Origin of the sequence: Exiguobacterium sp. s63 (genome assembly GCF_018617335.1) — a bacterium.
GTDB lineage: Bacteria > Bacillota > Bacilli > Exiguobacteriales > Exiguobacteriaceae > Exiguobacterium.
Genome location: NZ_JACSKB010000004.1, coordinates 143,091 through 155,888, shown reverse-complemented (window position 1 = coordinate 155,888; position 12,798 = coordinate 143,091). Strand labels below are relative to the sequence as shown.

Annotated in this window: 15 protein-coding genes; 5 read left to right on the top strand and 10 right to left on the bottom strand. The window is 46.8% G+C overall.

The window, feature by feature from the left end:
• Positions 1–22: 22 nt before the first annotated feature.
• The 5 genes from map to KNO90_RS12880 all read right to left on the bottom strand — a co-directional run bounded on the left by map (position 23) and on the right by KNO90_RS12880 (position 4,915).
• The gene (map, locus tag KNO90_RS12900) at positions 23–772 is read right to left on the bottom strand and encodes a type I methionyl aminopeptidase (protein WP_015880849.1); all 750 of its coding nucleotides are present in this window, start codon (positions 770–772) and stop codon (positions 23–25) included.
• 14 nt (positions 773–786) lie between these two features.
• Positions 787–1,971: an EAL-associated domain-containing protein gene (locus tag KNO90_RS12895; RefSeq protein ID WP_215113757.1), complete on the bottom strand. Its 1,185-nt coding sequence runs from the start codon at positions 1,969–1,971 to the stop codon at positions 787–789.
• 40 nt (positions 1,972–2,011) lie between these two features.
• Complete coding sequence (locus tag KNO90_RS12890; protein WP_214742843.1) at positions 2,012–2,263, bottom strand: hypothetical protein; 252 nt, start codon at positions 2,261–2,263, stop codon at positions 2,012–2,014.
• A 100-nt stretch (positions 2,264–2,363) separates the two neighbouring features.
• The gene (gene cshA, locus KNO90_RS12885; RefSeq protein WP_214742842.1) at positions 2,364–3,893 is read right to left on the bottom strand and encodes a degradosome RNA helicase CshA; all 1,530 of its coding nucleotides are present in this window, start codon (positions 3,891–3,893) and stop codon (positions 2,364–2,366) included.
• 170 nt (positions 3,894–4,063) lie between these two features.
• A complete protein-coding gene (locus KNO90_RS12880) occupies positions 4,064–4,915 on the bottom strand; it encodes a CvfB family protein (protein WP_214742841.1) in 852 nt (283 codons plus the stop codon).
• Between the two features lie 289 nt (positions 4,916–5,204).
• Between KNO90_RS12880 and KNO90_RS12875 the strand changes: the two genes are divergently transcribed.
• From KNO90_RS12875 to KNO90_RS12855, 5 genes are all read left to right on the top strand, one after another.
• The gene (locus KNO90_RS12875) at positions 5,205–5,357 is read left to right on the top strand and encodes a hypothetical protein (RefSeq protein WP_214742840.1); all 153 of its coding nucleotides are present in this window, start codon (positions 5,205–5,207) and stop codon (positions 5,355–5,357) included.
• 128 nt (positions 5,358–5,485) lie between these two features.
• Entirely contained in the window at positions 5,486–5,728 is a 243-nt protein-coding gene (locus KNO90_RS12870; RefSeq protein WP_214742839.1) for a hypothetical protein, read from the top strand.
• An 87-nt stretch (positions 5,729–5,815) separates the two neighbouring features.
• Positions 5,816–6,076 carry a hypothetical protein gene (locus KNO90_RS12865; protein WP_026826759.1) on the top strand — a complete coding sequence of 87 codons (261 nt, stop codon included), beginning with the start codon at positions 5,816–5,818 and terminating at the stop codon, positions 6,074–6,076.
• A 78-nt stretch (positions 6,077–6,154) separates the two neighbouring features.
• Complete coding sequence (locus tag KNO90_RS12860) at positions 6,155–6,856, top strand: lysophospholipid acyltransferase family protein (protein ID WP_214742838.1); 702 nt, start codon at positions 6,155–6,157, stop codon at positions 6,854–6,856.
• On the top strand, positions 6,853–8,751 hold the full coding sequence (locus tag KNO90_RS12855) for an ABC-F family ATP-binding cassette domain-containing protein (RefSeq protein ID WP_215113756.1): 1,899 nt from the start codon (positions 6,853–6,855) through the stop codon (positions 8,749–8,751). Before KNO90_RS12860 ends, KNO90_RS12855 begins: the two co-directional genes overlap by 4 nt.
• Positions 8,752–8,835: 84 nt before the next feature.
• Here the strand turns inward: KNO90_RS12855 and KNO90_RS12850 are convergent, their stop codons facing one another.
• From KNO90_RS12850 to liaF, 5 genes are all read right to left on the bottom strand, one after another.
• On the bottom strand, positions 8,836–9,765 hold the full coding sequence (locus tag KNO90_RS12850) for an NADP-dependent oxidoreductase (protein ID WP_215113755.1): 930 nt from the start codon (positions 9,763–9,765) through the stop codon (positions 8,836–8,838).
• A gap of 101 nt (positions 9,766–9,866) precedes the next feature.
• Positions 9,867–10,400 (bottom strand): GNAT family N-acetyltransferase, encoded by a 534-nt coding sequence (locus tag KNO90_RS12845; protein WP_214742835.1) that lies wholly within the window; start codon positions 10,398–10,400, stop codon positions 9,867–9,869.
• Entirely contained in the window at positions 10,397–11,032 is a 636-nt protein-coding gene (locus KNO90_RS12840) for a response regulator (protein WP_015880838.1), read from the bottom strand. Before KNO90_RS12840 ends, KNO90_RS12845 begins: the two co-directional genes overlap by 4 nt.
• 2 nt (positions 11,033–11,034) lie before the next feature.
• Positions 11,035–12,057 (bottom strand): sensor histidine kinase, encoded by a 1,023-nt coding sequence (locus KNO90_RS12835; RefSeq protein ID WP_214779414.1) that lies wholly within the window; start codon positions 12,055–12,057, stop codon positions 11,035–11,037.
• On the bottom strand, positions 12,054–12,743 hold the full coding sequence (gene liaF / locus KNO90_RS12830; RefSeq protein WP_214742833.1) for a cell wall-active antibiotics response protein LiaF: 690 nt from the start codon (positions 12,741–12,743) through the stop codon (positions 12,054–12,056). The genes KNO90_RS12835 and liaF overlap by 4 nt, the downstream gene beginning before the upstream one ends.
• Positions 12,744–12,798 lie beyond the last annotated feature (55 nt).

Genomic DNA, 12,798 nt, shown 5'->3' with positions numbered 1-12,798 from the left:
GAAGAACCACACCTTCTTTACGTTAACGGAATGAGCCCGTTAATACTTCATACCCATCTTCTGTGACAACGACTGTATGCTCGAACTGCGAAACAAGACTCTTGTTCGGTGTGAAAAGCGTCCAACCATCCTCTTCCGATTGATAGACGATTTCATCCTTTGTCGAGATGAACGTCTCGACAGCAATCACTTGTCCAGCTTTTAAGAGTTGATTTTCTTCGCGACTATAATAGTTCGAAATCGTTTCCGGCTCCCCGTGCAATGTCCGACCGAGACCATGTCCGGCCAAGTTACGGATGACCGTGAATCCATTCTTTCTCGCGTCAGCGTAAATCGCCTTCCCAATCTGATTGACTTTCACGCCCGCCTTGACCTTGCTGAGTCCTGCTTCGAGTGACGTCAAGGACACCTCTACTAAGCGCTCGTGCTGAGGCGACTTCGCCGCCCCTGCAATGACTGTGCGACCTGTATCGGCATAATAGCCATCCTTCACAGCGGAGACGTCCACGTTGACGATATCGCCTTCTTGAATGACTTCATCTCCCGGAATACCGTGGGCAGCGACGTCATTCAGTGAGATACACGTGTATCCCGGAAATTCGTACATCGTGATCGGCGCAGAAGCCGCACCTTCTTCTTCTAAAATGCGTTGTCCAATTGCATCCAACTCTTTTGTCGTCATACCCGGTTTGACAGCTTTCGCCATCTCATCACGAGCAAGCGCGACGATTCGTCCGATTTCGCGTAGTGCATCGTAATCATAATCTAACATCATCATTCTCCCTTTCAATCTAATAATTGATTCTGATATAAGTATTCTTCAGATATATCTGCGAATAAGAACATGCCGTCCGGTAACGGATAACTGAAGGTTCTCGTCACTTCGTTCGAACTGAAATCACGATAGTCTCCCGATAAATAGCCACGCCCCCGTACATCCATCGCCGCCATCGTCTGAATGAAATACGGTCGGAAACTCCAGTTATAGCCTCGATACGTATTATCGACACGCCACTCTCCATTCACGCAGTAAACGTTCGCACTCGTCTGGAAACCTGTCTTATCCGTTATATAATAACGAACAAACACCTCTTCCAGTTTTGGGGCGATGAATTGAATCCACTCATCTTTCTTGTCTCTCGACCATTTTCCAGATTGAACGAGTTCTCCGATTCGGCGGTGTAACTCAAATTCAAGCTCGTACAAGCGATTCAATCGTTTCTGATCATGTAAAAAGAAGGAGGGGACTTCTTGTGCCAATACACCCATTCCTTTGATTTCTCGTTGGGGAAGCGCATCTTCCAATCCAAGTAGACCCCCCATGTAATAGCGACCACCGTGCTGCCACGCGTATCGAAGCTGTCCAACATGGTCGATGGATTTGTAAAGAAGCGGTGCACCGAGCTTTGAAGCGATATATTCCATCGTCTGAAGCATATTCGGATAGGTGACCGATAACGTCTTTTTCTCAATCATCGTACCAAGGTCGACGAGTAACAATTCTGGCGCAAGCGTCATGATGTCTTCGATGCTCGTCGATTCCGCAAAGTCTAACGCAATCTTCAATCCATACGACCGATAGTACTGAATGACACGCGACAGACGAGAGACATCAACTAAATCCGTTCCTTGGAGTGTCACGTATATGCGATGTAACGGAAAATTGAGTTCGCGAAGCGGTGCTAAAAACGCTTCTCCTCCTTCTTCAAGGATCCACTCTGCCCGGCATCTAAACGTGACAAAAGATTTAGCGTCACGAAGTTGTTCAGCCGCTAACTGTTCCATTCGCTGAGCGATGTCTAATTGATACTCGAGGGGAACGTCATCATCATAAAAAAATGGTGTCAACGATTCACCACGAAAGCGTCCGTGTACCATATATCCTTCCACTTGAAACGTCGCCGCTCCAAGGATTGGTTCATACGTCACCATCACTTCTTCAGGATGGACCATCACTTCTACCGCATCCACAATTCATCACCTCTTCGTTAAATGCGAAAACGAGCTACAATCAGCTCGTTCGCGTGTGTACATACATATAGGCACCAAAACAAGCAATAAAATAGGCGATACTCACCACGCCATATGCAATGCCCATCTTTCCGCCTACTCCAATGGCTAACACTAAGAAAATCATCGCTCCAAATAACAATGTTGCCACGGGGATATAACGAAAGTTAGGACGATCCGTCCTTGAGACAATTGGTTTCAATGCGATTACACAACCAAGTAGCACAAGGAGACCGAAACTTAATTCCACCATCCGTTGACACCTCATCCTTCCATCTCTACTCAACTAGTGTAGCACGACACTATAAAAAAAGCCGCAAATCCACTTAAGGAAATGCGGCATTTCATGATGATTAGTCACGTGGACGACGTGGACCACGGTCATCCGAGCGACGACGATCGTCACCACGGTATGATCCTTTACGGTCTCCGCTACGTCCATCACGACGTTCGCCACCGCGTCCACCACGACGGTCGCCACCACGGCCACCGCCACCACCGCGACGGTCGTTACGGCCACGGTATCCACCGCGATCGCCACCACGGCCACCTTGGCGTTTCACACGAACTGGTTCAGCGTATGAGATTTCAACAGGTGTTGAATCTGGCTCTTTTGTCAATCCGCGAAGGGCAGCAGCGAGGATTTCGACTGCTTCGTACTCTTCAAGAAGTTCTGTCGCAAGTTGCGTGTAAGCTTTGAAGTCGCCCGCTTGAACGCGTTCGATCAACTCTTCAGCTGCTTGCTTTTGGTTTCCTTCAAGTACTTCCGCGATTGTCGGTACGTGACGACGGTTCATCTTCTTGTTCGTCACACGCTCGATTGCCTTCACTTGTCCAAATTCACGTGGCGTGATGAACGTGAGGGCTGTACCTGTCTTACCAGCGCGACCTGTACGACCGATGCGGTGTACGTAGCTTTCTGGGTCTTGTGGTACATCGAAGTTGTAAACGTGTGTGACACCTGAAATATCAAGTCCACGTGCCGCAACGTCGGTCGCTACTAAGATATCGATTGTTCCATTTTTGAAACGACGAATAACTTGGTCACGTTTTGATTGCGTCAAGTCTCCGTGAAGACCGTCTGCAGTGTATCCGCGTTTGATGAGTGCTTCTGTCACTTCATCTACACGTTTCTTCGTACGAGCGAAGATGATGCTGAGTTCTGGTGAATCGATGTCAATCAAACGGCAAAGTGTATCGAATTTTTGACCTTCACGCAATTCGAGGAATTGCTGGTTGATGTTCTCAACCGTCATTTCTTTCGCTTTGACTTTGATGATTGTCGGCGACTTCATGAAACGCTCAGCAATCTTTTTGATTTGTGGTGGCATCGTTGCCGAGAAGAGAAGCGTTTGGCGCTCTTCAGGAAGGCCAGCCAAAATCGTTTCGATATCTTCAACGAAGCCCATGTTGAGCATTTCATCCGCTTCATCCAAGATGACTGTTTGAATGTCATCGAGTTTGATTGTCTTACGCTTCATGTGGTCCATGAGACGTCCTGGTGTCGCTACGACAATTTGCGGGTTCTTTTTCAAACCACGGATCTGACGGTCGATTTGTTGACCACCGTATACTGGAAGTGCGTATACGCGCTTCGTTTCACCGATTTTGTTTAATTCTTCTGCAACTTGAATCGCAAGTTCACGTGTCGGTGCAAGAACGAGTGCTTGGACTTGACGCGCCTTTGAATCGATTCGCTCAATTGTCGGAATACCGAAAGCTGCTGTTTTCCCTGTACCTGTTTGTGCTTGTCCTAATACGTCCACTCCCGTGAGTGCGACAGGAATTGTCTCAGCTTGGATCGGTGTAGCTTCCTCGAAGCCCATTTTGTGTACACCTTTTACTAACGCTTCACTTAATTGTAAATCTTGGAATTTTGTCAAATTATATTCTCCTTTGTTCATACAAAAAACGTCTGAGTTCAGTTTGACAGATCTACAGACGTTTTCTCAATGTTTCCTCATAGTCAACTTTATTAACTATAACGTATTTCTTCCTAAAATGAAAGAAATACATTTTCAAACTTTTTCATGTCACCCGAACATGAGTTATCTTATTTCAATTTGTAGCCGTTGTCGAGTTTTTCAACTTGCTTTTCTTTTAACAGTTTTCCGAGCGCCCGTTTAAACGCCGCTTTACTCATCCCGAATTCACGGTCGATGACGTCAGGGGCTGTCTTGTCACCGTACGGCATCTGGCCACCACGTTCCTCAATATAAGAGAGGACGCTCGCTGCATCACCATCAATCGCCTCATACGCTCGTGGCTTCATGGAAACGAGTACCGTACCATCTTGCTTGACCTGCGTCACGCGAACAGTTAATTGTTCTCCAAGACGTGGCCAACGCGTCATTTCTGCTTCATGTAAGAAACCGAGTGACTCTCCTTCAACCCATACGTTGACGCCCACTTCGCGTTTATTAACGACGATGGCCTGGACATCCTGGTTGTTCCATTCTTCTTTCGAAGGACGTGCCAACAAGTTCAAAAATGCATATGGGGCAGGGTCTCCGAGTAAACGACCTTTTTGGTCATACTTTAATCGAATGCATAATTGATCGCCTGTTTGTGGCCAATACGACCGGTTCTCCGGTAAATCATCCATGGAAACGAGAACGTCCTTTTGAATTCCGATATTCACAAAGACCCCAGTGTTGTACCGGACTCCTGTCACCTCAAACCATTCATACTCATCAAATGAAACGTTCGGAATCGTCATCGTTGAAGCGAGACGCCCTTCTGAATCATGGTACAGGAAGACACGAACCGTTTGACCGATTGTCACTTCTTCCGTTTGTTCTTTACGGTGAAGGAGCACCTCTTCGCGGCCGTTACTAATGAATACTCCAAAATCAGCAGAACGTTCCGCGACTAAATCTACTACTTCTCCTGCGCGCAATGCCATTACATCCACATCCTTTTCTAAGCTATTACTGTCAGTATACCTATCTACACACGTTCCTAATCATATCATGTTCTCTTTCAACATTTTGGATAGATGTGTCTAAAATGTGAACGTATTTCAAAACCGTCAACACTAGGATTATTGATTAAACGGATTCGATTTGTTAAAATTTTGTGACAATTTTGTGAACGCCTTTTTTTCTGCTAGTATCCTTTTTTTGAAAACGTTATTATATAGGAAGTGTCCAGTACAAATAAGGTTTCATTTAAGATCGATCGGGGGATATTAAATGTTTGACATACAGTCTCGTTCATTTGCAAAACGATTTACAAAAGGCTTACTCGTTGCCTTCTTCGCGTTGCTCGCATCGCTTAGCTTTATTTTCTCAAGCGGCGTGGATACGAATGTATCATCATCTTCAACTTATGTAACTCAAGATTAAGCGCCATTCAGCCAGCTGAAGGCGTTTTTTCTATGCACGATCTAACAGGAATTTCCTACAAAAGGTCGAATACGATTAAAAGACCTTGCCTTTTTCTTTCCTACCTTCTAAGAAAAGGAGACTCCGCTATGATTTTTTATTTTCTTACGACGATTTTATCTACTGTAGGACTAGCTTTCCTGTTTCAAACTGACATGTACAAAGATCCGATTGGAACATTCCTCTTTGCCGTCCTCATCGCAATGGGTCTATCTTCTTTCAAACAACTCTTTATGCAGGCGAACGAGTTCTTTGTAGAAAGACGGAATCAGAAACGAATCAAACGAGTGGTAGACAGGATGCACTCCACGACACGAAAACGCTCTACATAACGCTCGTCTTCCCTCGCGACATTTGGTATCCTATGAAGGAACAGACAACGTACAATGGATTTATAATCGCAGGAGGCACACAATCGTATGAATGAAATTCCGTTATCGAATGAATGGCTGCTTCGTTACTCACCTGTTATGGAGCTTTGGCTGAAGGAAGATGGAATCTTACTTGTCGATGATGACAATCGCATCCGTCTCACCCTTGAAATCGGAAATGACCAGGCTATGCAAATTAAAAGTATTGAACAAGATGGCGCTTATTTCGTCGTCGATCCTGTGAACAAACGGATTACGTTCGAGCTAGAGGAAGAGGAAGAAGAGAGCGATTCTCGCTTTTGGGAATAAGGATTCATGCCGAAGGGTCGGATTCTCGTCTAGAGAAGAAGACTCTTTCTTGTTGTCATCATGAGAGGAGAGAAAAGAATGATTCGAACAGTTGTATGGTTTTTCTCATTTTTTGCAGTACTACCGATCACTGTCCCATTTTTACAGAAAGCGAAACAAATTGAGATACCGAAACGTTATCGATATGTACAAGACATCGCTTATAAATGGGCGAAATTCTTATTGAAAGTCGCGGGTGCCGATGTTCGCGTTCATGGACAAGAACAGATTCCCGACGAACCGGTCGTCTACGTGTCGAACCATCAAGGGAACTTCGATGTCCCAATCATGTTGACGGCTACGAAACGACCGAAAGCCTTTATCTCAAAAATTGAAGTTCAAAAATTCCCGATCATCCCACGTTGGATGGAATTGATGGGATGTATCTTTATCGACCGTAGTGACCGTCGTCAATCGATTCAAGCCATCCGTTCCGGTGTCGAAACGATTCAATCCGGTCAATCGATGATTGTCTTCCCAGAAGGCACACGCTCAAAAGGTGGACCGATGAAAGAATTTAAAGCTGGAAGTTTGACGCTCGCTACGTCAAGTGGTGCAAAAATCGTTCCGGTCGCGATTCAAGGAAGTTACAAATTATTAGAAGCCAAAAATCGAATCACCCCAGCAACGGTCGATGTCACTTTCTTACCTGCGATTGATCCGGCTGATTTGCCGAACAAAGAAATTGCAGCGACAGTTGAAGCGGCCATTCGTCAACAGCTTGAAGGAGAGAACGCATGAGCTTATTAATGATTGAAGGCATTCATAAAGAGTTTGCCGACAAAGTCTTATTTGATGATGTGACGATGACCATCCACCCTGGAGACCGTATCGGAATTATCGGGGTGAATGGTTCTGGGAAATCGACGTTCATGAAAATCATCGCCGGTACCGAGACGGCAGACCGAGGCAACATGCAACATCCGAACGATTATCGGATTCGTTATCTGACGCAAAGTGTTCAATTCGATGAAGGACAGACGATTCTAGATGCGTTGTTCACGAGTGATACTCCGTCCGTTCAAGCATTGAAACAATTTGAACGCGCCCGTCAGGCTCTCGAAGCCGAGCCTACGAGTGAACATTTACTCGAACGCTTCATGAAGGCTCAACAGGCTGTCGATGCCGCAGATGCTTGGGAAACAGAAGCAAAACTGAAATCGATTCTGAACCGTCTCGGTCTTCCTGATGTATCAGTCGATGTAAACTCCCTTTCCGGAGGACAGCAAAAACGGGTGGCACTGGCCGCCGCACTACTTGACGAAGCGGATTTACTTCTTTTAGACGAGCCGACGAACGAACTCGATGCCGATACGATTGCGTGGCTCGAGACGATGCTTGCCGATTATCGTGGAGCAATCCTTCTCATCACCCATGACCGCTACTTCCTGAATCGTGTCACGAATCACATTTTAGAGATTGCGGATGGAACGAGTTACTTCTATAACGGAAACTATGAGCTCTTTCTCGAGAAGCGTGCCGAGCGCAAAGCGCGGGCCCAATCGATGGAACAGAAACGACAAAATATATTACGTCGCGAACTCGCCTGGTTACGTCGAGGCGCCAAAGCCCGGACCACGAAACAAAAGGCACGCATTCAACGTGTTGAAGACTTGAAGCATCAAGAGAGCTTAGCGGAAGACGAGACGCTCGACGTCTCGGTCGGCTCACGTCGCCTCGGTAAAAAGGTCATCGAAGTCGAAGATTTGTCATTCGGTTATGACGACTCTCTCCTGATTCAGCAATTTAATTGGATTTTTGGTCGTCGTGAACGCTACGGGATCGTCGGACCAAACGGGAGTGGGAAATCGACACTGATGAACTTACTTGCAAAACGCTTAGAACCGACAAGCGGTACGATCGTGCATGGGGAGACCGTTCACCTAGGTTATTACGGACAACAAGTCGAATTTGAAGACGAGTCAAGACGTGTCATCGATGAGATCGAACGCATCGCCAAAGTCATCCATACGCCAGATGGCGAGGTCATCACGGCCGGTCAAATGCTCGAACGTTTCCTTTTCTCACCGGACGCGCAATACAAACCGATTGCGAAGTTATCGGGTGGTGAAAAACGACGTCTTGTCCTCCTTCGGATTCTCATGGATGAACCGAACGTCTTATTCCTTGACGAGCCGACGAACGATTTGGACACAGAAACATTATCTGTTTTAGAAGACTATTTAGAATCGTTCCCAGGTACAGTCATCGCCGTCAGTCACGACCGCTATTTCTTAGACCGTGTCGCTGGGCAGTTGATTGCCTTTGAAGATGGGACAATCCAGGTATATCATGCAGAATACAGCGATTATCTGGACATGCGCCAAGAAGAGGTCCGTCAAGTAAAGAAAGAAAAAGAACCAAAAGAGAAAAAAGAACGCGTAAAGTCGGAAGTCGTGAAATTCACCTTCAAAGAACAGAAGGAATGGGACACGATCGAAGAAGACATCGCCGCGCTTGAAGAACAGATTGAAGCGCAAGAAGCGACACTCGCGACAGCGGGAAGCGACCTTGGTAAAGTCAATGAATTGTATGCAACAATCGCCGAACTGAAAGAAACACTCGATGCGAAGATGGAACGTTGGACGTACCTTTCTGAAATCGATGAACAAATGCAAGCACAGAAAAAAGGCTGACCTCCACTTGAGGTAGCCTATCATATTTAATAAAAAGAGATGGATCTCCGGCGTATGCTCCGGGAATCCACCTCTTTTTCTGCATCATTTTACTTTGATGACGATTTTTCCTTTCGCATGACCTTCTTCACCATAGTCGTGCGCGAGTTTCGTTTCTTCTAAATCAAAGACTCGGTCAATCACTGGTTTCAGTTCACCTGATTCGACGGCTTCCGCAATTTTTTTCAACCGTTCCCCTGTCGGTTGCATAAAAACATATTCGGCGCGAGCTTTTGCCTGTTTTGCCTCCTCTTCATTCGGTGGGGTCGAGATGGAGACGAGCATCCCATTCTCTTTAAGCATTTGATACAATTTGCTCTGCCCGTCGCCCCCCATCGTATCGAATACAAAATCAAGATCACGGACGGCCTCTGCCGGGTCTTGTTGTTTATAGTCGATGACCTCGTCGGCTCCAAGTTGTTTGACCCAGTCCACGTTCGGCGTACTCGTCGACGTGACAACATACAAGCCGTGTGCTTTCGCGAGTTGAATGGCTACTGTCCCGACACCACCTGAACCAGCACCGATAAAGATGCGATCACCCGGTTTGGCATCCATCACTTCGAACATGACTTGCCATGCCGTATGGGCCACGAGCGGCAGTGAAGCGGCCTCCTCAAAACTCAACGAGGCTGGTTTTTTGACGACGAGATGGGCATCGACCGCGACGTACTCGGCGTATGTGCCTTGCCGCGCAATATCAGGGCGGCTAAACACTTCATCTCCGACCTCAAGCTCGGTCACATTCGTCCCGACTTCTTTGATGACACCCGATACATCCCATCCGATGACGAGCGGCATCTCGTAATGGAGCATTTCTTTCAAGTATCCTTCACGTAGCTTCCAATCAACTGGGTTGACGCTCGCGGCATACACTTCAATCAATACGTCATCTGCACCAATCGTCGGTTGCTCCAACTCCCCTACCTTGAATTCATCTGACCCACCGTACTGTTCGATATAAGCTGCTTTCATCTCATCGTCCTCCTTTTGTTGGCTCACCCTTACTTCGTTCCCATTTTATTTCTATGACAAACGAAAAGCACACCGCCTTGCGAGCGGTGCGCTTTGAACAGTCAGCTTCTTGTCATGCAACTATATAGGTAGACGTCATGCGATTGCCCATGTTGACGCATGTAGTTATGTAGACGTCCTTCTTGAATGAATCCATTCTTTTCTAACATACGTTGGGAAGCAATATTGTCGATATAGACGATGGCACCGACACGTTCAATTTCACATGTTGCGGCAAACTGAAGGGCAGCCTGAAGCGCTTCAGTCGCATAACCCGTACGCCAGTATTCCGGGCTGAGCTCATACCCAATTTCGGCACGGCGGTGTGATGGCGCACGATTGTGAAACCCAATCGTTCCGATTAACGTGTTCGATTCACGAAGTTCGATGGCAAAACGAATAATCGCTCCCGTTTCGATTTGAGCGAGCATATGGGTAAGCATCTGCTCCGTTTCTTCTAACGTCTGATGTGGCTCCATTCCGTAGTGACGTAACACTCGTTCATTTGAAAAGATGGCGAATACGTGTGGGCCGTCCTCCATTTGAAGAGGACGTAATCGGAGACGATCCGTCTCAATCACAGGAAGTTGAGTCATCCTTTACTCACCAAGTTATGTTGGAACGCATAGACGACCGCCTGTGTCCGGTCATACACATCAAGCTTCGTCAAGATGTTCGACACGTGTGTCTTCACCGTTTTAAGTGAGATGAACAATTCATCCGCAATCACTTGATTCGACTTCCCTTCTGCCATAAGCTGCAAAATTTCACGTTCCCGGGCAGTCAAACTCTCGTGGAGGGTCATCTCTGGATGGCGCAGCCGTTCGAGCATCTTTCCTGTCACTTGGGCGGCCATGACGGGATTGCCGGCGGCGGTTTGACGAATCGCGTCTGCAATCTCGTTCGCATTCGCTGTCTTTAGGACATAACTCATCGCACCTGCCTCGATGACCGGATACACTTTCTCATCATCTAAGAAACTCGTGACGACCAAAATCTTCGCTTCTTTCCAACTTGCTTTAATTCGTTTCGTCGATTCGACGCCATCAACGGGCTCCATCACTAAGTCCATGAGGACAACGTCCGGCTTCTCCGCAATCGCAAGTTCCGCTCCCGTTGCTCCGTCGGATGCTTCACCGACGACTTCGATGTCCGGTTGCGTCGATAAAAAGGCAGACACGCCCGCCCGAACCATTTCATGATCATCAATTAATACAACTCGAATCATCATTACCCCTCCACTTGTTGTTTCACACGTACTTCAATTTGTGTCCCGACATTCGGTACACTGACCAATCGCAGCGTTCCACCGACTTCCGCCGTACGCTCTCGTATCGATTGTAATCCATATGAGGCGACTTGTGTATCGTCCACATTAAATCCGATTCCGTCATCGTTAATCTTTAAAATAACCGTCTGTTGCACGGTCCGCATCTCGATTTCTAAACGCGTCGCTTTGGCATGTCGTAACGTGTTACTGATCGCTTCCTGAACAATTCGGAACAGTTCATTCTCAGTGTGCCGAGATAATTTTACTTCTTCTAAACGCCAGACAAGCTCTGTCGATTGTTTACGAGACAGTTCTTCTAGTAGACGTTCGATTCCGGTCTTCAACGTCATACCTTCTAACTCTACCGGTCGAAGTTGTAGGAGTAACGAACGCATCTCCGCCTGTGCGGTCTGAGCCATGAGCTCGACTTGCTCCATTTGTTTATTCGCTAGTTCCGGTTTTGTCTGCATCGTTTGTTTGACCGCTGTCGTCATCATCGAGATGGCGTAAAGTTGTTGACTCACCGAGTCATGAAGTTCTCGTGCGACCCGTCGTCTTTCTTCGACGACGGCTTCACTCCTTGCTTCTTCGACACTGACAGGACGTTCGCCGACTCGTTTCGCCATCTCAATCATCTCTTGGCGTTGTTTTGACACACGAACAATTCGTTCGAGCGTATCTCGGTAAGGAGACAATGGACGGAAGGTGATTTCTTTTTGATTTTCTAGTTTCCAAAGGGCATTCGCGACCTCTCGGAAGTCTCGGCGCAAATAAAAATACGATCCGACACCAAAGATACTCCCTACCAAAACGGCGATTACTAAAATAGACACACCGAAAGGCAACCCTTCTTCACGTGAAAATAAATCGCTCAGTGAAATCGAGTCACCTATGAGAAACGCCACTGTAATCAAGAAAGCCGTTAACAGGCTACTGAATAATTGATGCCAGACGACCGTACGGGGATAGGAGTCTTTCTTCATACCGTCATCACCTCCACACTTCCGCTCATAAGCACGATGTGGATTCGAACTTTCCGTGTCGCCTGAACATAATCGTCTGATGCCGTATAGAAACGGCGGTTGAACACCGGTGAATAATTTGAGTCATCGACTTGCACTTTTCCAAATCCAATCGACGCATCGATTGAATAGTCATACCCAGCAGGAATGAGAATCCGAATGTCTCCAGCAAGCCCATTGAGGAGTAGGAACGTCTCTCCTTCCGGAATGATGGCTTGTGACAAATCCATCTCGACATCCCGTAGTAAAAAGAACTCATTTGTATCACGTAACACGTAGTGTCCCGATTCTTTCATTCCAAACGAGAAGGCCTGTTCCTGACGAAGAGGTGTCCGGATTTTCGATTCGACCGGTCGATTCTTATAAAGTCGATAGCCGAATAATAGCAGAAGTCCGGAGAGTACAAATCCGAAGGCGGCTGACGAGAAGATCAAGCCGATTAACAAAATACCCCCGATGGCGTAAAAAATGTAGCTGGTTGACTGCTTTCCTCGTCGACTGAACCGTCGCCCGATGTAGAGGAGCAGCAATGGGAGGATCATGCTGAATAAGACGCTATTTCCACCCGTCACGATATCAATGAAGAGTCCAACCGAAAATAAAATAATCATGAATCCAATGATTTGACGCGTGTTCCAACGTTCCATGTCCATTCCCCCTTTCATTTCATATATGTATGAAGCAAAGAAAGCGATGACCTGA

What these genes read in the sequence shown, in the direction of transcription:
- KNO90_RS12840 (WP_015880838.1), bottom strand. Translation starts at nt 11,032, where the DNA reads ATGATTCGAGTTGTATTAATTGATGATCATGAAATGGTTCGGGCGGGC.
- KNO90_RS12845 (WP_214742835.1), bottom strand. Translation starts at nt 10,400, where the DNA reads ATGACTCAACTTCCTGTGATTGAGACGGATCGTCTCCGATTACGTCCT.
- KNO90_RS12875 (WP_214742840.1), top strand. Translation starts at nt 5,205, where the DNA reads ATGTTTGACATACAGTCTCGTTCATTTGCAAAACGATTTACAAAAGGC.
- liaF (WP_214742833.1), bottom strand. Translation starts at nt 12,743, where the DNA reads ATGGAACGTTGGAACACGCGTCAAATCATTGGATTCATGATTATTTTA.
- KNO90_RS12890 (WP_214742843.1), bottom strand. Translation starts at nt 2,263, where the DNA reads ATGGTGGAATTAAGTTTCGGTCTCCTTGTGCTACTTGGTTGTGTAATC.
- KNO90_RS12835 (WP_214779414.1), bottom strand. Translation starts at nt 12,057, where the DNA reads ATGAAGAAAGACTCCTATCCCCGTACGGTCGTCTGGCATCAATTATTC.
- KNO90_RS12850 (WP_215113755.1), bottom strand. Translation starts at nt 9,765, where the DNA reads ATGAAAGCAGCTTATATCGAACAGTACGGTGGGTCAGATGAATTCAAG.
- map (WP_015880849.1), bottom strand. Translation starts at nt 772, where the DNA reads ATGTTAGATTATGATTACGATGCACTACGCGAAATCGGACGAATCGTC.
- KNO90_RS12880 (WP_214742841.1), bottom strand. Translation starts at nt 4,915, where the DNA reads ATGGCATTGCGCGCAGGAGAAGTAGTAGATTTAGTCGCGGAACGTTCT.
- KNO90_RS12855 (WP_215113756.1), top strand. Translation starts at nt 6,853, where the DNA reads ATGAGCTTATTAATGATTGAAGGCATTCATAAAGAGTTTGCCGACAAA.
- KNO90_RS12860 (WP_214742838.1), top strand. Translation starts at nt 6,155, where the DNA reads ATGATTCGAACAGTTGTATGGTTTTTCTCATTTTTTGCAGTACTACCG.
- KNO90_RS12865 (WP_026826759.1), top strand. Translation starts at nt 5,816, where the DNA reads ATGAATGAAATTCCGTTATCGAATGAATGGCTGCTTCGTTACTCACCT.
- KNO90_RS12870 (WP_214742839.1), top strand. Translation starts at nt 5,486, where the DNA reads ATGATTTTTTATTTTCTTACGACGATTTTATCTACTGTAGGACTAGCT.